Source organism: Acidiphilium acidophilum, assembly GCF_033842475.1.
Lineage (GTDB): Bacteria > Pseudomonadota > Alphaproteobacteria > Acetobacterales > Acetobacteraceae > Acidiphilium > Acidiphilium acidophilum.
The window spans coordinates 2432657-2453019 of sequence record NZ_JAWXYB010000018.1 but is presented as its reverse complement, the minus strand read 5'-3'; the positions used below and the strand labels follow the sequence as shown (position 1 = coordinate 2453019).

Annotated in this window: 19 protein-coding genes and 1 tRNA gene; 9 read left to right on the top strand and 11 right to left on the bottom strand. The window is 63.6% G+C overall.

What is annotated here, in order from left to right:
• The first annotated feature begins 178 nt into the window (after nucleotides 1-178).
• Nucleotides 179-1780, top strand: a complete 1602-nt coding sequence (locus SIL87_RS14250; RefSeq protein ID WP_319614820.1) for an L-lactate permease — start codon at nucleotides 179-181, stop codon at nucleotides 1778-1780.
• Nucleotides 1781-1799: 19 nt separating this feature from the next.
• Here SIL87_RS14250 and SIL87_RS14245 read toward each other — a convergent pair.
• A tRNA-Tyr gene (locus SIL87_RS14245) sits at nucleotides 1800-1885 on the bottom strand.
• A gap of 65 nt (nucleotides 1886-1950) precedes the next feature.
• Between SIL87_RS14245 and SIL87_RS14240 the strand changes: the two genes are divergently transcribed.
• Nucleotides 1951-2784: a TrmH family RNA methyltransferase gene (locus SIL87_RS14240; protein ID WP_319614819.1), complete on the top strand. Its 834-nt coding sequence runs from the start codon at nucleotides 1951-1953 to the stop codon at nucleotides 2782-2784.
• Nucleotides 2785-2834: 50 nt separating this feature from the next.
• Here the strand turns inward: SIL87_RS14240 and SIL87_RS14235 are convergent, their stop codons facing one another.
• Nucleotides 2835-3467 carry a hypothetical protein gene (locus tag SIL87_RS14235; RefSeq protein WP_319614818.1) on the bottom strand — a complete coding sequence of 211 codons (633 nt, stop codon included), beginning with the start codon at nucleotides 3465-3467 and terminating at the stop codon, nucleotides 2835-2837.
• A 309-nt stretch (nucleotides 3468-3776) separates the two neighbouring features.
• On the opposite strand from SIL87_RS14235, the gene SIL87_RS14230 reads away from it, so the two are divergent.
• Together SIL87_RS14230 and SIL87_RS14225 are read left to right on the top strand one after the other, a co-directional pair.
• Nucleotides 3777-5078, top strand: a complete 1302-nt coding sequence (locus SIL87_RS14230; RefSeq protein ID WP_319614817.1) for an NAD(P)/FAD-dependent oxidoreductase — start codon at nucleotides 3777-3779, stop codon at nucleotides 5076-5078.
• Between the two features lie 78 nt (nucleotides 5079-5156).
• On the top strand, nucleotides 5157-5897 hold the full coding sequence (locus SIL87_RS14225) for an alternative oxidase (protein WP_319614816.1): 741 nt from the start codon (nucleotides 5157-5159) through the stop codon (nucleotides 5895-5897).
• A gap of 305 nt (nucleotides 5898-6202) precedes the next feature.
• Here the strand turns inward: SIL87_RS14225 and SIL87_RS14220 are convergent, their stop codons facing one another.
• On the bottom strand, nucleotides 6203-6529 hold the full coding sequence (locus SIL87_RS14220; protein ID WP_319614815.1) for a sulfite--cytochrome C oxidoreductase subunit B: 327 nt from the start codon (nucleotides 6527-6529) through the stop codon (nucleotides 6203-6205).
• 15 nt (nucleotides 6530-6544) lie between these two features.
• On the bottom strand, nucleotides 6545-7795 hold the full coding sequence (locus SIL87_RS14215) for a molybdopterin-dependent oxidoreductase (protein ID WP_319614814.1): 1251 nt from the start codon (nucleotides 7793-7795) through the stop codon (nucleotides 6545-6547).
• Between the two features lie 167 nt (nucleotides 7796-7962).
• On the opposite strand from SIL87_RS14215, the gene SIL87_RS14210 reads away from it, so the two are divergent.
• Nucleotides 7963-8631 (top strand): glutathione S-transferase family protein, encoded by a 669-nt coding sequence (locus SIL87_RS14210; protein ID WP_319614813.1) that lies wholly within the window; start codon nucleotides 7963-7965, stop codon nucleotides 8629-8631.
• A gap of 12 nt (nucleotides 8632-8643) precedes the next feature.
• On the opposite strand, the gene SIL87_RS14205 is transcribed toward SIL87_RS14210, so the two are convergent.
• The 6 genes from SIL87_RS14205 to SIL87_RS14180 are packed head-to-tail and all read right to left on the bottom strand — an operon-like array spanning nucleotide 8644 to nucleotide 14649.
• The gene (locus SIL87_RS14205) at nucleotides 8644-9525 is read right to left on the bottom strand and encodes a diiron oxygenase (protein ID WP_319614812.1); all 882 of its coding nucleotides are present in this window, start codon (nucleotides 9523-9525) and stop codon (nucleotides 8644-8646) included.
• 49 nt (nucleotides 9526-9574) lie between these two features.
• A complete protein-coding gene (locus SIL87_RS14200; RefSeq protein ID WP_319614811.1) occupies nucleotides 9575-10609 on the bottom strand; it encodes an NAD-dependent epimerase/dehydratase family protein in 1035 nt (344 codons plus the stop codon).
• Between the two features lie 4 nt (nucleotides 10610-10613).
• Nucleotides 10614-11729: an LLM class flavin-dependent oxidoreductase gene (locus SIL87_RS14195; RefSeq protein WP_319614810.1), complete on the bottom strand. Its 1116-nt coding sequence runs from the start codon at nucleotides 11727-11729 to the stop codon at nucleotides 10614-10616.
• Between the two features lie 52 nt (nucleotides 11730-11781).
• Nucleotides 11782-12795, bottom strand: coding sequence for a substrate-binding domain-containing protein (locus SIL87_RS14190; protein ID WP_319614809.1), 1014 nt, complete (start codon nucleotides 12793-12795; stop codon nucleotides 11782-11784).
• A 31-nt stretch (nucleotides 12796-12826) separates the two neighbouring features.
• Complete coding sequence (locus SIL87_RS14185) at nucleotides 12827-13861, bottom strand: ABC transporter permease (RefSeq protein WP_319614808.1); 1035 nt, start codon at nucleotides 13859-13861, stop codon at nucleotides 12827-12829.
• Nucleotides 13858-14649, bottom strand: coding sequence for an ATP-binding cassette domain-containing protein (locus tag SIL87_RS14180; RefSeq protein ID WP_319614807.1), 792 nt, complete (start codon nucleotides 14647-14649; stop codon nucleotides 13858-13860). The genes SIL87_RS14185 and SIL87_RS14180 overlap by 4 nt, the downstream gene beginning before the upstream one ends.
• Before the next feature lie 235 nt (nucleotides 14650-14884).
• Here SIL87_RS14180 and SIL87_RS14175 point away from each other — a divergent pair, with 235 nt between their 5' ends.
• Together SIL87_RS14175 and SIL87_RS14170 are read left to right on the top strand one after the other, a co-directional pair.
• Complete coding sequence (locus SIL87_RS14175) at nucleotides 14885-16654, top strand: cytochrome c (RefSeq protein WP_319614806.1); 1770 nt, start codon at nucleotides 14885-14887, stop codon at nucleotides 16652-16654.
• Nucleotides 16655-16665: 11 nt separating this feature from the next.
• Entirely contained in the window at nucleotides 16666-16965 is a 300-nt protein-coding gene (locus tag SIL87_RS14170; RefSeq protein ID WP_319614805.1) for a high-potential iron-sulfur protein, read from the top strand.
• Between the two features lie 15 nt (nucleotides 16966-16980).
• On the opposite strand, the gene SIL87_RS14165 is transcribed toward SIL87_RS14170, so the two are convergent.
• Entirely contained in the window at nucleotides 16981-17907 is a 927-nt protein-coding gene (locus tag SIL87_RS14165; RefSeq protein ID WP_319614804.1) for an NUDIX hydrolase, read from the bottom strand.
• Between SIL87_RS14165 and SIL87_RS14160 the strand changes: the two genes are divergently transcribed.
• Together SIL87_RS14160 and SIL87_RS14155 are read left to right on the top strand one after the other, a co-directional pair.
• Nucleotides 17882-19744 (top strand): ABCB family ABC transporter ATP-binding protein/permease, encoded by a 1863-nt coding sequence (locus tag SIL87_RS14160; RefSeq protein WP_319614803.1) that lies wholly within the window; start codon nucleotides 17882-17884, stop codon nucleotides 19742-19744. The two genes, SIL87_RS14165 and SIL87_RS14160, sit on opposite strands and share 26 nt — an antisense overlap.
• 83 nt (nucleotides 19745-19827) lie before the next feature.
• The gene (locus SIL87_RS14155) at nucleotides 19828-20067 is read left to right on the top strand and encodes a hypothetical protein (RefSeq protein WP_319614802.1); all 240 of its coding nucleotides are present in this window, start codon (nucleotides 19828-19830) and stop codon (nucleotides 20065-20067) included.
• Nucleotides 20068-20363: the final 296 nt, after the last annotated feature.

The window sequence follows — 20363 nt, the reverse complement described above, 5'->3', positions numbered from 1 at the left end:
CCGATCCGGCACGGTCATGCAGCGGCAGCTGCGCCGGGCCGGGCGACGTGGCAGGCATGGCGGGGGACTTCGGTCTTTCGATGCCGAAAAAAATATTCGACGGCTCTTGTGTCGGTGATGGACTTATCGTTTACGATCACGGTTTCGTGCTGACAATAAATGAGTTTGGGGAGTCAACATGTTTCATCAATTGCTTACGCCGGTCGCGGGAAGCCTCGGCGCGTCCTTCGCCGTTGCGGCCCTGCCGATCGCGGTCGTGCTGGTCATGCTGGGCATTTTGAGGCGGCCGGCGTGGCAGGCCTCGCTGGGCGGCCTGATCTCGGCCCTCATCATCGCCATTCTGGTCTGGCGGTTCCCGGCGGGCCTTGCGCTCGACAGTGTTGCCGCCGGTGTGGTCTTCGCGCTCTGGCCGATCATGTGGATCGTGGTCAATGCGTTGCTGCTCTATAATATCGCGGTCGCATCGGGGCATTTCGACGCGTTTCGCGAATGGATCATCGAACATCTGCCGAACGACCGGCGGGTGGTGCTTGTGGTGGTCGGGTTCTGCTTCGGCTGTCTGCTCGAAGGCATCGCAGGCTTCGGTACGCCGGTTGCGATTACCAGCGCGCTGCTGATCATGGTCGGGTTTCCGACGCTGGAGGCGCTGACCTTCACGTTGATTTTCGATACCGCGCCGGTCGCGTTCGGGGCGCTCGGCGTGCCGATCACCGTGCTCGGTCAGGTCACCGGGCTGCATCCGGATACGCTCGGCCAGATGGTCGGGCGCCAGTTGCCGTTTTTTGCGTTCCTCCTGCCGTTCTATGTGATCGGCATCTATGGCGGGCTGCGCTCGGTGCGCGCCCTGCTGCCGATGCTGCTGGTGGCGGGAGCCAGTTTCGCGCTCACCCAGTTCGTCACATCGAACTATGTCAGCTATGCCTTGACCGACGTGCTGTCCTCTCTGGTGTCGCTGATCGTCACCATCGGGTTTCTTCAGGTCTGGCGCCCGGCGCACGACGATCAGTTCGCGATCCGTGCGGATGTGCTTGCCCTGCACAAGGCCAGCGGCATCGCACGCTGGCGCGGCTGGATCCCGTGGGTCGTGGTGTCGGCGGTGGTGATCATCTGGACCGATCTGAAGATATTTGCGATCGGCCAGCAGGTCATTGCGTGGCCCGGGTTGAACAATGCCGTGTTCATCACGCTTTATCACAAGCCCTACGCGGCGGCCTGGGTGTTTCAGCCGCTCGCGACCGGTACCGCCATCCTGCTCGCCGCCGTGATCACGTCCGTTCTCGTCGGGGTCGGTCCGGCAGTGTTCATCAAGGCGATCGGGACCACGTGGCGCCAGAGCCGGATTGCGATTTTCACCGTCGCCCTGATCATCGGGCTCGCCTATCTGATGAACTATTCGGGGATGAACTACACGCTCGGCCTCGGCGTCGCCTCGATCGGCGTGCTGTTCCCGCTGGTCTCTCCGTTTCTCGGGTGGGTGGCGGTGTTCCTGTCGGGCAGCGACACGTCGGGCAATGCGCTGTTCGGCAATCTGCAGGTGGTCGCGGCCAACCAGCTGCATCTCAACCCGATCCTGATTGCGGCCAGCAACTCCTCGGGCGGGGTGATGGGCAAGATGATCTCGCCGCAGAACATCGCGACCGGGGTTTCGGTGACTGATCTGAAAGGCAAGGAGGGCGTGGTGTTCGCGCGGACGTTCAAGCACAGCATCCTGCTGACCGCGCTGCTCGGCCTGCTCGTGATGGCGCAGCAATATCTGATGCCGTGGATGATCCCGCACTGAGGGGTCTGCGAAGGGGGGATGGTGGAAGAGGTTGGATTCGAACCAACGTAGGCGTACGCCAGCGGATTTACAGTCCGCCCCCTTTAGCCACTCGGGCACTCTTCCGCTGCCCGTATTCTGCGATTGGCACGGCGTTGTCAACGCCGTGTTCCGCAGGGTAGAGAGCGCCGATGGAACAGCGTGATCAGCTTCGGAAATCCGGCAAACCGCGTCCGCAAGGGCAGAATCAGGGGGGCCGGCCGGAGCATCGGGGGCGGCAGGATGCCCAGCGCGATCGCCGGCCGAGTGCGGGAACCGCGTCCGGATTGTGGCTCTACGGGGTTCACCCGGTCGAGGCGGCGCTGGCCAATCCGGCGCGGCGGTTGCGGCGGCTGGTGCTGACCGAGGAGGGCGAGGCGGCGCTTGCGGCCCGGTTGCCGAAGCCCTGGGCGATTCCGGGCGAGCGGATCGAGCGGGACAAGCTCGATGCCATGCTGGGGCGCGGGGTGGTTCATCAGGGGATCGGGTTGCAGGCCGATCCGCTGGCCAATCCCTCGCTGGCCGATGCGCTGAAGCGGCGTGGCCCGGTGGTGGTGCTCGATCAGATTACCGACCCGCGCAATGTCGGGGCGATCATGCGTTCGGCGCAGGCCTTCGGGGCGGCGTTGGTGATTGCGCAGGAGCGCAATGCGCCGGAGGAAGGCGGGGCGCTGGCCAAGGCGGCATCGGGCGCGCTGGAACGGATTCCGCTGTTGCGCACGGTGAATATCGCCCGCGCGCTGATCGCGCTGAAGGCGGCGGATATCTGGGTGATGGGGCTGGATGCCGGCGGGACGACGCGGCTTTCGGGTGCTGCACTCGGCGGGCGGCGGGCGGCGCTGGTGCTCGGCGCGGAAGGCGAAGGGTTGCGGCGGCTGACCCGCGAGACCTGCGACGAACTGGTTTCGCTCGCGATGCCGGGCGGGATGGAGAGTTTGAACGTCTCGGCGGCGGCGGCGGTCGCGCTTTACGAGATCATCCGGTAGGCGCGATCGCGTTTTTCGTTGTGATATCGTAACGAAATCGGCGTGACTGATCATGCGGGGTTGTTTCGGTATTTTCGTCTGGGTGGCCAGAAGCGGTTGCCGGGGCCGAAATGGACGCCGTGGTAGTTGGCGTCGGGGACGCGGATATCGGCGGGGTCGAGGGGGATCGGCCAGATGATGCGTTTGGGTTTCGGGTTGGGGTTGGGCTTGCGCTGGCGTCGCTCGCGGGGTGGCGGGCGGAGATGGTCGGGGAGTTCGACCCCGAACATGCGGCAGATCGGGCGGAGGATGCGACCGAGGCTCGGTTTGGCGGCGAGCAGGGCGATCAGCTCGGGCGAATTGACGAACGCGATCAGGTCACGATGGGCCTGTGCGGCAACGACGCCGGTGGTCGGGGTGGTCGGCAGCAGATGCAGCAGCCAGGCGAATTGGGTGGAGAACGGCGACGGTTTGCGCGGGCGGGATGGTTTCGGCGGCGCGGTCTCGGTGTTGTCTGGTGCGGGTTCGCGGATCGGCTTGGGTGGCGCTGCGGGTTTGCCAGCGGAGCGGGCGAAGCGGATCACGACGCGGTTGAAATAACCCAGCAGCAGCGTGACCATCGGCATTGCGGCCCGGTGGTGCTGGGCCAGCCGGACCGCCTCGCGATGGAAACCCGCAAAGATGGCTTTGAGGGTTTCGGTCAAGGCTTCATGAGGGCGGGGTGCTTCGGTCACATGGGACTATAAGCATAATGGGTGGGGGTGAGAAAGCGCCAATCGGATAAACGCATCGGCAACGGGATTCTGACCCATTCACGCGTCAGCCCGCCTCAGCGGCGTTTTGGCCCCATCTTCCGGAAAGCGTCGGGCGCACTAAGCGGACAAGTTTAAAAAAGATTTTTTCCATATTCTTTTCTCTTGATATGTCAAAATTGGAAGAGTAGCTAAAGATTTGTGCCATCAAACGAGATGCGCAGTAAATATATAATAATTAGAATATGTCGGAGGATATAGATGGCTGAAGTCGTCGTTATGGGCGCCGGACTTGGTGGTAGCCTGATGGCCTATGAACTTGCACTGGAACTCCGGCCAGGGGATCGAATTACCCTTATCGGCACCAGTTCATCCTATCAGTTCTATCCTTCGAACCCGTGGGTTGCGGTCGGGTGGCGGAAGCGCAAGGATGTCGAGGTCGATCTGACTTCGGTCATGAAGAAAAAGAAGGTCAACTTCATCCCCCATGCGGCGCAGCGGGTCGATCCTGCGAACAACAGTATAACTCTGCATGACGGCACCGAACACAAGTACGATTATCTGGTGATCGCAACGGGACCGGAGCTTGCGTTCGACGAGATTCCAGGGCTGGGGCCGGATGCTCATACGTTTTCGATCTGCGAGACCGGACATGCGGTGCAGGCCTATGAAGGGTTCGAGGAATTATGCCGCAATCCCGGGCCGGTGGTCATCGGCGCGGCGCAGGGGGTTTCGTGCTTCGGGCCGGCTTATGAATTCGCGTTGATCCTCGATACCGAACTGCGCAAGCGCAAGCTGCGGAGCAAGGTGCCGATGACGTATGTGACGCCGGAACCTTATATCGGGCATCTCGGGCTCGATGGTGTCGGCGACACCAAGGGGTTGCTCGAAAGCGAATTGCGCAACCGGCATATCAAATGGATCACCAACGCGCGGGTGAAGGAAATCACCGCCGGGAAAATGGTCTCCGAGGAGATTAACCCGGATGGCAGTATTCTCAAGACCCATGAACTGCCCTTCAAGTTTTCGATGATGATGCCGCCGTTTCGTGGCGTCGCGGCGGTCAAGGGCATCGAGGGGCTGGTCAATCCGCGCGGGTTTATTCTCGCCGACGAGCACCAGCGCAACCCGACATTCCGGAACGTGTTTTCCGTGGGCGTGTGCGTTGCGATCCCGCCGATCGGGCCGACGCCGGTGCCGGTCGGTGTGCCGAAAACCGGTTTCATGATCGAATCGATGGTGACCGCCACGGCGCATAATATCGGTGCCCTGCTGCGCAATCGGGAGCCGACGGAAAAGCCGACCTGGAATGCCGTTTGCATTGCGGATTTCGGCGATGGCGGCGTCGTGTTCGTTGCCCAACCGCAGTTGCCGCCGCGCAATGTGAACTGGGCGGCCGATGGCAAGTGGGTGCATCTCGCCAAGATCGGGTTCGAGAAATACTTCATTCGCAAGATCAAGGGCGGCACCAGCGAGCCGCTTTATGAGAAATTCGCGATGAAGACAATGAAGATCCATAAGCTGCAGGCCAAGGCGAAGCATACCTCCGCTGCCGCCGAGTGAGCTTCAAGGTTGTAACAAAGGCTATCCGACTCCACTGACGCACAATGTCGAGCGTCGATCATTCAGGAGCACCACAAGATGTATACGCCGGAACGCAGCCACATCACCCCGACCCGCAGGCGGTATCAGGACGCCGCCGAGACCGGGCTGCAACTCGATTCACGACGGGCGCCGACGGGGGCGTCCGAGACAATTGCCTACGCTTTCGTCAAGGTTCTTCGCTTCACCGCGGATACATTCTTTGCCAAGCGATATGGCAATCGCGCGGTGGTGCTCGAAACCGTTGCGGCGGTTCCGGGCATGGTCGGAGGGGCGTTGCAGCACCTTACCTGCTTGCGGCGGATGAGCGATGATCGCGGGTGGATCTACACATTGCTCGACGAAGCCGAGAACGAGCGGATGCATCTGATGACGTTCATGGAGATCGCGTGTCCGTCCCGCCTCGAACGGACGCTCGTTTTCATGGTTCAGGGCATATTCTACAATTCGTTTTTTCTCCTGTATCTGTTCTCCCCGAAAACGGCGCATCGGGTCGTCGGCTATTTCGAGGAAGAGGCGGTCGTCAGCTATACAAGGTATCTCGAACAGATCGATGCCGGACTGGTCGAGAATATTCCCGCGCCGCGTATTGCGATCGATTACTGGCAACTCGCTCCGGATGCACGGCTTCGGGATGTGGTGCTCGCCGTCCGTGCCGATGAGGCGCTGCACCGGGACGTCAATCATCAGTTTGCCGATCACTTGGCGGGGATGATGCCGGGACCGGTGAGCGACGATCCGCGTCACACCGACATCGTGGATGGTCCGACGGTTCACTGAGACTGATCGAAAGCGAGGTCCGGTCACACGGACCTCGCCACAGGCACGGACCCTGATTCAAAGAGTTTTTGTGTCTTTTCCTTGCGGCAGGGCAGGGCAAGGTAAGGAAGGGCTACTTTTTTGAAAAAAAGTAGTAAAAAACTTTTGTTATCTGGGGCGTGGGCGTTCGAGAGGGCACGGGCCTAGATTCAAAAGAGTTTTTTGCTTCTTTTTTGCAAAAAAGAAGTGCTTTCTTGAGCTTTCTTCTTTGGGCAGGACGGCGAAAGATGGATAGCGCGGGCTACCCATCTTTCGGAGTGGCGATGTTAGTTGCCTGCTTTCTGGCGGGCGACCAAGGCGTCGACGATGGAGGGGATTTTGGCGGTGTCGTAGGGGGCGCCGAAGGCTTTTTGCATTTTGGTGACTTCGGCGGTCCAGGTTGCGGGGGAGAGGGTGGGTTGGTCGTTGACGAAGTTGGCGGAGTGGCAATAGGCGCAGTTCTGGTTGAGAATGGCGGCATCGGTGCCCTGGAAGTAGGCGCCGGGGACCGGGATTTTGACCGATTCTGATTTGAAGACCGGGGTTGCGGCGACGGCGATTGCGGTGAGTGAGAGGGCGGCGCCGGCGAGCAGGGCGATGGTTTTGTATTTCATGGCGGGGGTTCCTGCTTATGCGACGGTGACGTCGACGTGTTCGATGCCGTTGTACATGAAGCCGCCGGGGTTCCAGCCGGCGACCGGGGGCTGGACGTGGCCGGCGGCGTTGGTGGCTTTGACCATCAGGCGGTAGGTGCCGGGTTTGCCGAGTGCGGCTTTGATGTGCCACTGGCGGAAGCCGTAGGCGCCGTAGTTTTTGCCGAGCATGGCGGTGCGCCAGGTTTTGCCGCCGTTGAGGGAGACCTGGACGGTTTTGAGGGCGCTGCCGCCGCCGAAGGCGAAGCCGGTGAGGGTGGTGGTTTTGCCGCGCGGCAGTTTTGTGCCGTTTTCGACGCTGGTGAAGAAGCTGCGGGGCTTCATTTTATTGATCGGCACCATTTTGACGCCTTTTTGGCCGGGCGTCATTTCACCGGTGGGGGTGTCGGGGATTTTGTAGGCGACGGCCATCCAGAAGCCGGTGCCGGGGTGGTCCATCACTTCGATTTCGGTGAGCATTTTGACCCAGTAGGTGGAGTACCAGCCGGGGACGATCAGGCGGATCGGGTAGCCGTTCAGGAGGGGGAGGTTTTCGCCGTTCATCTGGTAGGCGATCATGACTTCGCCGTCGTTGGCGCGTTTGATCGGCAGGACTTTTTCGAAGGTGGCGCTGGGCGGGTAGAGGCCGCCGCCCTGTTCGAGGCTGCGGAAGGCGACGTGGGTGCCGCTGGACTCGATCCCGGCGCGTTCGAGCAGGCGGCTCAGGGGCACGCCGGTCCACATGGCGTTGTACATGGCGCCGTTGCCCCATTGGGCACCGGGGACGCGGGGGTCGATGAAGCCGCGTGAGTTGCCCGAGCATTGGTTGATCGCGGCCATGCGTTTGGCGGGGAATGCCTTGACGAGCTCTTCGAGGCTGATTTCGAACGGTTTTTTGACCTTGCCGGAGACCCTGATTTTATAGGTGCCGGTGTCGATGCTGGTGGGGAAGTCGGCCATGTGCCAGCGGACATAGGCCTGATCGTTCGGGGTGAAGAGGTGGTGCTGGAAGACCGGCCAGGGGGTTTCGAGCAGGGGCGCGCGGGTGCGCTGGAGGATCATTTCGCCTTTTTGCGGAAAGGTGCCGGCGGCGAGGACTTCGCGCTTGCCCTTGGCGAAGGGGAGGGTGACCGAGCCGGACTCGGCGGCGGCGGCATTGCGCGCGGCGATGGTGAGGGCACCGAGCGAGGCCGCGCCGATCATCATGCCGCGTCGGCCGGAGGCGAGCAGGGGATTATCAGTTTGCATGGACGATTTCCTGGTTTTTGGGATATATTACAGTCTTCAACGCACGCGGCGACGAATGTAACTTACCGGTTATATATGTAAAGCGTTAATCGTAATGTGTCGGGGGATTGGGGTGCGACCTGACGGGCGATTTGCAGGAGCGGGGGCAGATGGCATAAGCCGGTGTCATGCGTATTCTGTATCACCTGCCGTTATCGCCCTATGCGCGGAAAGTGCGCCTTGCCCTTGCCGAAAAGCGTCTGCCGTTCGAGTTGCGGCTGGAAAAGACCTGGGACCGGCGGCCGGAGTATCTCGCGATGAATCCGGCGGGGACGGTGCCGACGCTGACCGAGGAGAATGGGCTGGTCATTCCGTATTCGAACACGATTTGCGAGTATCTCGATGAGGCGTATCCGGATATTTCGCTGATCGGGCGGACGCTGGGCGAGCGGGTGGAGATCCGGGCGGTGACGTCGTGGTTCGACGAGCGGTTCGCGCAGGAGGTTTCACGCAATCTGCTTTATGAGAAGGTGATGAAGCCGGCGGCGAAGCGCGGGGCGCCGGAAGCGGGGCGGTTGCGCGAGGGGTATGCGGCGCTGCGGGTGCATCTGACCTATATCGGGCATCTGGCGGAGACGCGGAAATATCTGGCGGGGGCGAATTTGTCGCTCGCGGATTTCACCGCGGCGGCTCATCTGTCGTGCCTCGATTTTATCGGCGATGTTGATTGGGCGGCGGTGCCGGCGGCGAAGGAATGGTATGCGCGGATCAAGTCCCGCCCGTCGTTCCGGGCGCTGCTGGCGGATCGGGTGTCGGGGTTCAATCCGCCGCCGCATTACGCCGATCTGGATTTTTGAGCGGGGTTCGGCTCAGAGGTTGAAGCCGCTGTCGCGCAGGGTTGCGCGGCTGGGGGCGGCGCATTGGGCGCGCAGGGCGATGCGGTGCGGGTTGCTTCGGGCTTCGGCGGCGCGCGCGCGGGGTTGATCGAGCCCGGCGGCGCGGTAGACGCGTGGCGAGGGGTAGAACGCGGTATCGAGAAACTGGCGCATGATTTCGCGCAGCATCAGGGCGGTCGCGGCTTTCTGCCATGACGGCATGGTTGTGGTTTTGCGCGCGATCATGGTGCGGGCGAAGGCGATGTGGCGGGCTTCCTCGCGGCTGTGCAGCCGGGTGATGGCGAGGACGGCTTCGGGGAGGGTGCGGTCGGCCACGATCAGGCGGCCCATGCGGTCCGGCACGTCTTCGCCGATCAGGATGGTTGCCCAGAAGGCGGCGGCGTGCTGGGGGGCGAAGCGGGCGAACAGGCGGGCGAGGGGTGGGCGTTCGTGCGGCGGGGTCATGAAGTCGATGCCGCTGCGGCGGCGGGTTTCGAGGAACATCAGGCTGTGGCCGACTTCCTCGCGGAGCTCGTGGAGCTGGTAGTGGTAATCGTCGGGGTCGCGATAGAGCTGGGTGAGGCTGTTGCCGCCGAGGCGCTGGATGAACAGCATTTCGAGCCAGAGGCCGAGTTCGCAGAAGGCGACGAATTCGCAGTGCGAGAGGCGGCGGCGTTGCGCGGGCGTCATTCGGTCGAAGGTTTCGGTGCCGTGGAGCGAGATGAGGTGGTCGGGGAGCCAGGGGAGGTTCGGGTCGAGCGTGTCCCACGGGATGCTCTGCACCGGGTCGCGGTAGCGGGTGCTGTGGGTGTTCAGCCGGTCCACGAGATCATCGTGGTCGGGGGCCGGAGCGCGGGTCAGGGTGCTCGGGGTCATGCGGTCTTTTGCCACGGGTGAGGGCAGGGAGAAATGGGCCGGGGTGGATTTATTCGGGGTTTCGCATGGATGTGGTCGCGGGATGCCGCGCGGATGTTATCGCGCTGGCGACGTTGTGGGCGGCGTGCCAGCCGAGTTCGGCGGCGGCTTTGCGGGTGTCGACGATCAGGGGGTGGCGGAGGCCGGCGAGCCAGCCGGGATCGCCCAGTGCATCGGTGAAGGGCCAGGCGAGGCGGTGGAGGGCTTCGGCGATGGCGGGCGGCAGGGGCAGGGTGAGGCGGCGGGGGATGGCGTTCCAGGGGATCGGGGTCGGGGCGGCGATGTTGTAGGTGCCGCCGGTGCGGGCGTGGAGGGCGGCGATGATGGCGCGGGCGGCATCGGATTCGTGGAGGCATTGGATCGGGGGCGGGGTGGGCGAAAGGCGGAGGGCGAGCGGCGCGGTGGCGAGGGCGTTGACGAGGGGCTGGGCGGCGGGGCCGATGATGGCGTGCAGGCGCAGGCGGGTGATGCGGGGCGTGGGGTGGGCGAGGGTGAAGCGGTCGAGCCATGATTCGACGGCGGCTTTATCTTCGCCATAGGCGAAGCCGGGCTGGGGGCGGAGCGGGTGGGATTCGGGGATCGGGGTGGGGTTGTCCGGCCAGGCGCCATAGACCGCGACGCTGCTGGAATAGACGATGTGGCGGGTGCCGGCGCGGGCGGCCGCTTCGAACAGGGATTGGGTGGCGCCGAGGTTGATCGCACGCATTGCGGCACGGTCGGTGGCGCGGGTGGTGGGGGAGAGGCGGCGCGCGATGCGGTGGAGGGGGTGGGGTTGCGTGTGGGGTGGCTGGGTGAGGGTGCGGTAGCGGTCGGCGCTCGCCTGGAGGACGACGAAGGCGAGGTGGATGAGGGTGTCGATGCCGTCGAGATGGGGGGTGGGGTCGGTGGTGGCGAGGTCGGCGATGCGGGGGGTGATGCGGGGGTGGGCGAGGATGGGGGGATGGCGGTCGAGCGCGATGATTTCAGTGATCGCGGGGTCGGCGGCGAGGAGCGGCAGGAGGGCGCGGGCGAGGTGACCGCTGGCTCCGGTGACGAGAACGCGCATCGGGTCAGGCGGTGGTCATGGTGGCGGTGGTCATGGTGGTGGCGGGGAGACGGGCGAGATGGGGCAGGACGTCGCGGGCGAGGACGTGGAGCGAGCGCTGGGTGATGCTGCTCGGGACCATGCCGGCGCCGACCGCGAGGATGAGGGTGTCGACCCCGGCGGTGGCGTAGGCGGCGAGGCGGCGGCGGCAATCTTCCGGGGTGCCGACCACGACCATGCCCATGGTTTCCAGCAGGCGGAGGCTGAGGGTGCGGCGGAGCAAAGGTTCGAGGAAGCGGAGGCGGTGGTAGTATTCGTAGCTTTCGCGGAGCTGCATCAGGATCGGGCGGGTCTGGTCGAGCAGGCGCTGGTAGTACCACACGAAGCCCTGAGCGAGGCGGCGGGCTTCGTCGCCGTCTTCGAGGCAGAGGCAGCCGATGGTCATGGCGAAGCGGTTGTTCTGGCCGGGGGTCGGCGGGAGGTCGCCATGGGCGGTGCGCCAGGCGCGGCGGTAGGATTTGATGTCCTGACGGGTCATGAACCAGGGTTTGAACGGGCCGGCGAGCACGCCGAGTGCTTCCTGCGCGGCCCAGAGGAAGCTGGCGGGGCTGACTGCGGCGGTCCAGAGCGGGGGGTGCGGGCGCTGGAGCGGTTTGGGCAGGATGTCGAGATCGGTGAAATTATGCAGGGTGCCGTGATGGCTGAACGGGGCGCCGGGGGCAGCGCGGAGGATGGCGAGGCCTTCCTGGACGTGGGTGCGGCTGTCGGCCATTTTTGCGCCGAACAGGGCGTATTCCGGGGCGGAGAAGCCGCGACCGAGGCCGATTTCGAGCCGTCCTCCGCTCAGGATGTCGAGCGTGGCGCAGCGTTCGGCGACGCGGACCGGGTGGTGGTAGGGCATGACGACGACGGCATGGCCGAGGCGGAGGCGGCTGGTGCGCTGGCTGGCGGCGGCGAGGATCAGCTCGGGGCTGCTGGAGTGGGAGTATTCGCGCATGAAATGATGTTCGACGAACCAGGCGCCGTGAAAGCCGAGGTGATCGGCGAGGGCGAGTTCGTCGAGCGTTTCGGCAAGCACCTGCGCTTCGCTGCGGCCGAGATGCGCGGGGACGGCGAGTTCGTAAAACAGATCGACTTCCACGCCGCGTCATAACCGATCTGACGCGGCGCGGAAACCGGGAGGGATGGTCTGGTCAGTAGACGCCCTGTTTGATCAGGGGGAGGATTTTGGAGACCATGGCGGCGTCGTCGGTGCCGGCGGCGGTGTTGGTGTTCATGCCTTCGAGGCCGAATTTTTTGGTCAGCACGCATTGGGCGACCGGGAGGAAGCCCTGGAGATAGAGCTGCTGGTTGAGGGTGACGGTGATGTAGTGGCTTTTGAGGCCGGCGATGGTGGCGGGGGCGAGGTCGATGCCGCCGACAGTGATCTGGCCGGGTTTTTTACCGGCTTCCTTCAAGGCTTGCGGGATGAAGGAGGTGACGAGGCCCTGCTGGGTGCCGATGGCCTTGATGTCGGGGTGGCGTTCGATGAAGGCGACCATGATCGGGACGGCGAGGGCGGGGTCGGCGTTGACCTTGTTGGAGATGTTGAGTTCGTAGACTTTGAGGCCGGCTTTTTTCAGGCCGTGGGCGAGGCCCTTGTCGGACAGGCCGCGAATGCCTTCGGCGAAGACGCCGTATTCCAGCGCGACGTCGCCTTTTTTCAGGTGGCCCGCCTTGATCATGGCCTCGGCGGTGGTTTCGCCGCCTTTGAAGAGATAGGTGCCGGCGTAGCCGAAGCCGTTGGCGCGGTAGAGAGCTTCGAGCTTGGGCAGGGGGACGTTGCCGGCGGTGACGACGATGCCCTGTTTTTCGGCCTGGGCGACCAGCGGCATGAAGGCGCGGTTGCCGGGATGGCCCATGATTTCGATGCAGTCCGGGCTGGCCGCGAGGGCCTGGCGGAACTGGGTGATCATGGTTTCGGGCTGCCAGTTGGAATATTGCTCGATGAGTTTGACGCCGAAGGCCTTGGCGGCGGCTTTGGCGCCGATTTCGCGCGGCAGGGTCGAGCCGTCGCCGGGGCTGCCGCCCATCTGGAAATACATGGTCAGGCCGGCGCCGAGTTTGTCGCTCGCGGGGGCTGCGTGGGCGGTGGGGACGGTGGCGAGGGCGGTGGTGGCGAGGGCCATCAGAGCGGTGGTGGCGAGGGCGGTTTTGAGGGGTTTCATGGTGGTTTCTCCCGGTGGTGTGGTTTGATGTTCAGGGTTTGGTGAACAGGCGGCGCTGGAGCTGGCGGATGCGGGCGGGGTCGTCGATGCCGATATGCAGGACGACGGCGCCGACGAAGACGAGGCCGACGATGACTTCGACCCAGAAGCCGGCGACGCCGGTGGCGACGATGCCGGCATCGAGCATGCCGATGATCAGGGCGCCGAAGACGCTGCCGATGACGGTGGCGGTGCCGCCGAAGACCGAGGTGCCGCCGATGAAGACGGCGGCGAGGGCGGAGAGCAGGATGCCCTGGCCCTGGGTGGGGAAGTAGCTGAGGTTTTCGAGGGTGAGCAGCACGCTGGCGAAGCCGCCGAGCGCGCCCATCAGGGTGAACAGCTTGATCCGCTCGCGCACGGTGTTGATGCCGACGACGCGGGCGACTTCACGGGAATCGCCGATGAAGAGGAGGTGTTCGCCGAAGCGGTGGCGGTTGAGGATGAACCAGACCGCGACGGCGACGCCGAGCGCCCAGAAGGCTTCGGTCGGGATGCCGAACAGGGTGCCGGAGAAGATGCCGTTGATCGCGCTGCCGGTGAGGCGTTGCAGCGTGTAGGACATGCCGCCGGACAGGACGGTGGCGATGCCGGACCAGAAGAAGCTGGTGCCGATGGTGATGATGATCGACGGGATGCCGATGACGGCGACGAGGAGGCCGTTGACCACGCCGATCAGCGCGCCGCCCGCGATGGCGGCGAGCAGGCCGATCCAGGCGGACCAGGGCGCGCCGTAGGTGCGGGTGACATGGGCGAACAGGAAGCCGGAGAGGGCGATGACGGCGGGGAAGGACAGGTCGATTTCGCCGGCGGCGATGACCAGAGTGAGGCCGAGGGAGAGGATCATCATCGGGGGGATGGTGACCAGGAAGGAATTGTAGATCGGCCAGTGGAGAAAGACGGTGGGGGCGAAGAAGATGAACAGGCCGATCAGGACGAAGAAGACGATGATGATCGGCAGGCCTTCGAGCTTGATCGCGGCGCGCGGGTTGAGGGTGGGGATGGGGTGTTTCAACGGGGTGTCGCTCATGCGGCGGCCTCGATCTTGGTTTTCTGGAGGTCGATCAGGAAGAGGGTGAGATCTTCGAGGGAGAGATCGGCGGGGCGGAGATTGGCCACGATGCGGCCACGGTCGAGCACGATCAGGCGGTCGGCCAATGCGTGGACGTGGGCGAGGTTGTGTTCGATGTAGATGGCGGCGCGGCCGGAGTCTTTGATGCGGCGGACGAAGTCGAGCACTTTTTGGACTTCCTTGATCGCGAGTGCCGTGGTGGGTTCGTCGAGGATGATCAGGTCGGCGTCGAAATGCATTGCGCGGCCGATCGCGATGCCCTGGCGTTCGCCGCCGGAGAGTTTGGCGACGGTGGAATCGGCATCGATGCCGACGCCGCGAAAGCCGAGCTGGCGCTGAAGGATTTCGTTGGCGATGCGGCGCTGTTCGCGGACCCGGATGAAGCCGAAGCGGTTGGTGATCTGGCGGCCGACGAAGAAATTGCGCCAGAGCGGCTGTTTTTCGCCGAGGGATTTTTCCTGATAGACGGTTTCGAAGCGGAGATCGTGGGCGCGGCGGACCGAGAAATTGGCCCAGTCGACCGGCTGGTCGCGGATGAACAGGCGGCCTGCCGAGGGCGGGATGACGCCGGTGAGGGTTTTGATCAGGGTGGATTTGCCGGCCCCGTTATCGCCGATCAGGCCGACGATTTCGTTGCGACCGATCGCGAGGTCGATCTCCGCGAGGGCGCGGACCTTGCCGAACGAGACGGACAGGTTTTCGGCACGGACGATGTGCTCGTAGGTGCGGGCTGCCGTGGACTCCATTGTCGTTTCCCCTGCGTTTCGAACCGCGATTTTTGTTTTTTATCGAGTGAGGACACGGGGAAGTCAATCGCCATTTGCGGGAATCTGGGAGAAAGTTTCGTATTGCGGAACTTAAGGTGGGGAAATGATTATCACGTTGTCGGCATGACGCTTGGAGGGCCGGAATATCGGCTTGCGGAACGGTTGAAATTTCCCGTGTCAACCTCCTTTTACGTAGGGTCTGGAGGGTGAGCGAATGTCTGGAACGGGTGAAAAAAAGTTCAGTAAATTGCAACGAATTCTGCTTGCGGGCGGGGCGGTCGTGGTGCTGGCAGGGGCGGGATTTGCGGTGAGTGCGGGGGTTCGGACCGCGCGTGCGGCGATGGCGGCGCAGGGCGGGGTGACCACATGGCCGAGCGCGGAGACCGCGATTGCCGCGAAGCCCGCGAAGGGGATGGACGGGTGGGATATTCCCCAGCCGGTTCATATGCCGAGCGATCCCAAGCAGGCGGCGCTGGTGAAGAAGGGCATGTTCCTGACCGTCGCGGGGGATTGCATGCCGTGCCACAGCGTGGCGGGCGAGCCGGAATTTGCTGGCGGGCGCGCGGTGGGGACGCCGTTCGGGTCGGTGTTTTCGACCAATCTGACGCCGGACAAGAAATACGGCATCGGCAGCATGACCGACAAGCAGTTCTATGCGGCGGTGCATGGCGGGATCGATCCCGGCAGTTCGCTGGTGGTGTTTCCGAAATACGAATATCCGGTGATGCCCTACACCGCCTATTCCAAGCTGACCTATTCCGATGTGATGGCGATCAAGGCGTATCTCGATACGCTCAAGCCGGTGGCGATCAAGAACCGGCCGGATACCATGTTCTTTCCGACCGATCTGCGGGCGGGGATGCTGGCGTGGCGGCTGCTGTTTTTCCATCCGCATCCGGTGCGCTACCAGAAAGGGTGGAGCCAGAACGTCAGGCACGGGGCGTATCTCGTGCAGGCGCTGGAGCATTGCGATGCGTGCCATACGCCGCGGAACATCGCGATGGCCTCGATCCATTCGCGGTATCTGGCGGGCGGGCATATCATCGATCAGGCGTGGTATGCGCCGAATATCACCTCGTCGAAGAGCGACGGGTTGGGGTCGTGGAGCGACAAGGCGATTTATACCTATCTGCACGACGATGGCGACATGAAGCAGGGGGCGCCGTTCGGCAAGATGAAGGCGGTGGTCGATGACAGCCTCAGCCGGATGCCCAAGCAGGATGTTCAGGATATCGTGGATTACCTGCGGACGTTGAAGCCGCTGAAGAGCCATATTCCGCCGGCGATTCCGGATGCCGCGGCTTCGGTGGCGGCGGGCAAGACGCTTTACGATGACGAATGCGCGCGCTGCCACATGAAGACCGGCGAAGGCGTGAACAACAATATTCCGAATCTCGCCCATAATCAGGCGGTGTGGAACGGCAGGCCGATCGATGTGATCGGGATGATGCTCGCCGGGTTCGAGCCGTGGCACAAGGATCAGACCGCGATGCCGATGTTCGGCGCGACGCTGAGCGATGCCCAGATCGCCGATATCGCGAATTACGTGCGGACGGCGTGGGGCAATCGGGGCGAGCCGGATGCGACGGCGAATACCGTGGCGGCGCTGCGCTCGGAGGCGACCATCGAGGTCGATCTCGATACCGGCAGCACCAAGGCGAGCCTGAGCGCGGACGGCAAGACCCGGCAGTTCAATGATATTTCCGGGCGGGTGTGGGTGAACGGCAACCGCACCGATTGCCGGATGACCGCGAATTTCTCGACCCAGTACGGCAAGAACCCGGTGCTGCTCGGCGGGGCCTGTGCCTCGCAGGGCAACGAGTTCGCGGGGCGGGTGACCGTGGATGGCAAGGTGACGCCGGTGGTGCTGATGGTGCGGCAGGTTCTGCATGACAATCATGTGGTCGGGCTACATCTGTTCGGGCCGATCGGCGACGGGCGGACGCTCGATGCGAACATTGCGCTCCAGACCGTGAATTACTGAGGGAGATGACGATGAATACGATGAAGCGGCGCAATGTCATCGGCCTCGGGGGTGCGGCGGTGGCGATGGTGGCGGGTGCGGGTGTGGCGGAGGCGGCGGCGCGGCCGACTGCGGCGCAATTGAAGGACATGGTGCCCAGCCTGTCGAAAGCATCGGTCGGGTATCGGGACATTCCGTGGGACGGGCGGGTGTGCGGGGCCTGCGTGTGGTTCAAGCCGCCCGATGCCGGGAGCACGGTGAGCCATTGCCACCTCGTCGCCGGGCCGATCAGCGCGGGCGGGTGGTGCCAGGCGTGGATGAAGCGGGGCTGAACGGCGCGGCTTTGCTCAGAACGGCTCTTGCGCGGCCAGGGCGGTGGCGATGGTGCCGCCTGGGTCGGGCAGGATTTCGTGGCGGAGCAGGAAGTCGATCAGGACGAGGTTGACGTTGAATTTCACGAGGTCGTCGGCGGCGAGCAATTCGAGGATTTCGGCGGCGGGGCGGAGTTGGAAGCTTTCGACCTCGCCATCCGCCGGGGTGGGGATGAAGCTTTCCGGTAGTTCGACATCGTAGCAGACCAGCAGGTCGCGGCGGAGGCCTTCGGCCCGATCCATCATGTAGGCGATGCGGGAAACTTCGTTGGCGTGGGCGAGGGTGGCTTCCGGGATCGCGGCTTCCTCGGCGGCTTCCTTGAGCAGGGTTTCACGCGGGGTCATGCCTGCCGAGATGCCGCCGCCGACGATGTTGTCGTATTTGCCGGGGTCGAGTTTTTTGGTGGCGCTGCGTTTGGCGATCCAGAGGTGGATGCCGTCCGGGCGGCGGCAGTAGCCGTTGAGGTGGACGCCTAAGCCGATGACGCCGAAGGCGGGCAGGGCGCCGCGATCGAGGATGGCGAGGACAGGGCCTTCGGGGCGGCTGCGGACATCGAAATCCTCGCGGCGGATGCGAAAGCCGAATGTCGGGGCGAGGGCAGCGGCGATCTCGTTGAAGCGGGGAGTGTTACGCGGGTCGATGGAGAGGCCGGTATCGGTTTCGGTGGCGAAACCCTGAAGCGCGGCGGCAAGGGCGGGTTTGACGTAGCCGATGTGGTCGGCGCCGATCGAGAGGCGGATGCGCTCGCCGGGGAGGCGGGCGTTGCGGCAGCGGGCGATCAGGTCGAGGCAGAGGGCGGTGGTGAGCTGACTGGTATGTCGTGCTTCGTTCTGTTCACCCATTTGCAATCCCGCGCTGCCATGCCATGTCGTTGTGATGGCCCGAACCGTCGAGATTGCCAAGAGCGACAGCTCCTGGACCACCGTGAAATCCCTGCTGCCGTATTTGTGGCCGAAAGGCGAACTCGGGCTGCGGGTGCGCGTGGTGCTGGCGGCGGCGGCGCTGATTCTGGCCAAGGTGGCGACCGTGATCGTGCCGATCATCTATTCGCACGCGGTCAATGCGCTGTCGCCCAAGGCGGGGCCGCTGGTGGTGCCGGCGGCGCTGATCGTGGCGTATGGGCTGGTGCGGATGGGGGCGGCGGGGTTCAACGAATTGCGCGATGCGCTGTTCGCCGCCGTGCAGCAGCGGGCGGCGCGCTCGGTCGGGCGGGAGACGTTCGAGCATCTGCATTCCCTGTCGATGCGGTATCATCTGGACCGGCAGACCGGCGGCTTGTCGCGCGTGATCCTGCGCGGGACCACCGGGATCCAGAACGTGCTGCGGCTGACCACGTTCAATGTGATCCCGACCCTGTTCGAGCTGTTCCTGACCATGGGGATTTTGTGGACGTTGTTCGACTGGCGCTACGCGGCGGTGACGCTGGCAGCGGTGGGCGGCTATATGGCGTTTACGTTTTCGTTCACCGCGTGGCGGATCAAGTTCCGCCGGCAGATGAACGAGACCGATAACGCGGCCCAGACCAAGGCGATCGACAGCCTGCTGAACTTCGAGACGGTGAAGTATTTCGGCAACGAGGCGCATGAGGCCGCGCGGTTCGACGAGAGCCTTGCCGCCTATGAGAGTGCCGCGGTCAAATCGCAGGTGTCGCTCAATGCGCTCAATCTCGGGCAGGCGATCATTATCGCGGCGGGGCTGGCGGTGATGATGCTGATGGCGGCGCAGGGGATCGTGGCGGGCAAGCTCAATATCGGGCAGTTCGTGCTGGTCAATACCTATCTTATCCAGCTTTATCAGCCGCTGAATTTCCTCGGCGTGGTGTATCGCGAGGTCAAGCAGGGGTTGATCGACATGGAGCAGATGTTCTCGCTGCTGCGCACCCCGCAGGAGATTACCGACCGGGCGGACGCGAAGAGCATCGCGCCGCAGGGCGAGGCGGTTTCTGTCGAGTTTCGCGATGTGCGGTTCGGCTATAATCAGGACCGGGAAATTCTTCACGGCGTGTCGTTCCGGGCCGAGCCGGGGCAGAAGATCGCGCTGGTCGGGCCGACCGGATCGGGCAAGTCCACGACCTCGCGGCTGCTGTTCCGGTTCTGTGACGTGAGCGAGGGGGAAGTGCTGGTCGATGGTGTCGATGTGCGCGATTTCGCCCAGCATTCGCTGCGCGCGGCGATCGGGGTGGTGCCGCAGGATACCGTGCTGTTCAACGATTCGATCCGCTACAATATCGCCTACGGGCGACCGGGTGCGACCGCGGCCGAGGTGGAGCAGGCGGCGAAATTCGCGCAGATCCATGATTTCGTGATGTCGCTGCCGCAGGGCTACGAGACCAGGGTGGGCGAGCGGGGGTTGAAGCTCTCGGGTGGCGAAAAGCAGCGGGTGGCAATCGCGCGGACCATGCTGAAAAATCCGCGCATTTTGATACTCGACGAGGCGACCAGTGCGTTGGATACCGCGACGGAGCAGGAAATCGGGATCGCGCTGCGCCAGGTGGCGCGAGACCGGACCACGCTGGTGATCGCGCATCGGCTCTCCACGGTGATCGATGCCGATGAGATTCTGGTGCTGCGGGATGGGGTGATCGTGGAACGCGGCACCCATGCCGCGCTGCTGGCGATGGATGGGGTTTATGCCACGATGTGGGCGGCGCAATCGGAGATTGCGGAGGGTGAGCATGTCGAGCAGGATCTGGCGACCGGGCTGGCTGCTCGCGAAATGGTGAGCGATCGGGCGGAATAATGGCGGCGGGCGCTTTATTTTGCCATTGGTTGTCCTTAGGTCAGGCGCTGAGATAGACATCAGGAGCACCGGACGTGACGGACATGGACGAGTTTGCGACCGAAGAGCAGATCATGCAGGCCGGATCGATGATCGACCGGATGGTCAAGCATATGATCGAACAGAAGATTCCGCCGATCGCGGTGGCGTCCGCCCTGCTTGGCGGGGCGCTGAACGTGTTGAGCGCGTCACTCCCCGATGAGGCGATTTTGCGGATTTTGCACAATGCGGTGGAGAGTGTGCAATCGGGGGAATTGCGGGAGATCGACGAGACGCGGCAGTAGGACCGGGCGGGGAGGGAGCGCTTCTTTTTTGTAAAAAAGAAGCAAAAAACTTCTTCTGATCCGGGTCGCGGGCGTTGGAACCGGCACGGGCCTGAAGGAATCAAAGTTTTTTTGCTTCTTTTTGTTCACAAAAAGAAGTGCTTGTTTTCGCTGTTCCTTCGTTTCCCGCGCCTCACGCCGTGATCGTTCCGCACCCTCATCTTATTGCTTGACAATGAACCGGGGTTGACGTTAACGACCGATTTACTACAAGGGTCAAATTAATTTGGTGCGCCGCGCAACCGGTGCACGGCTTT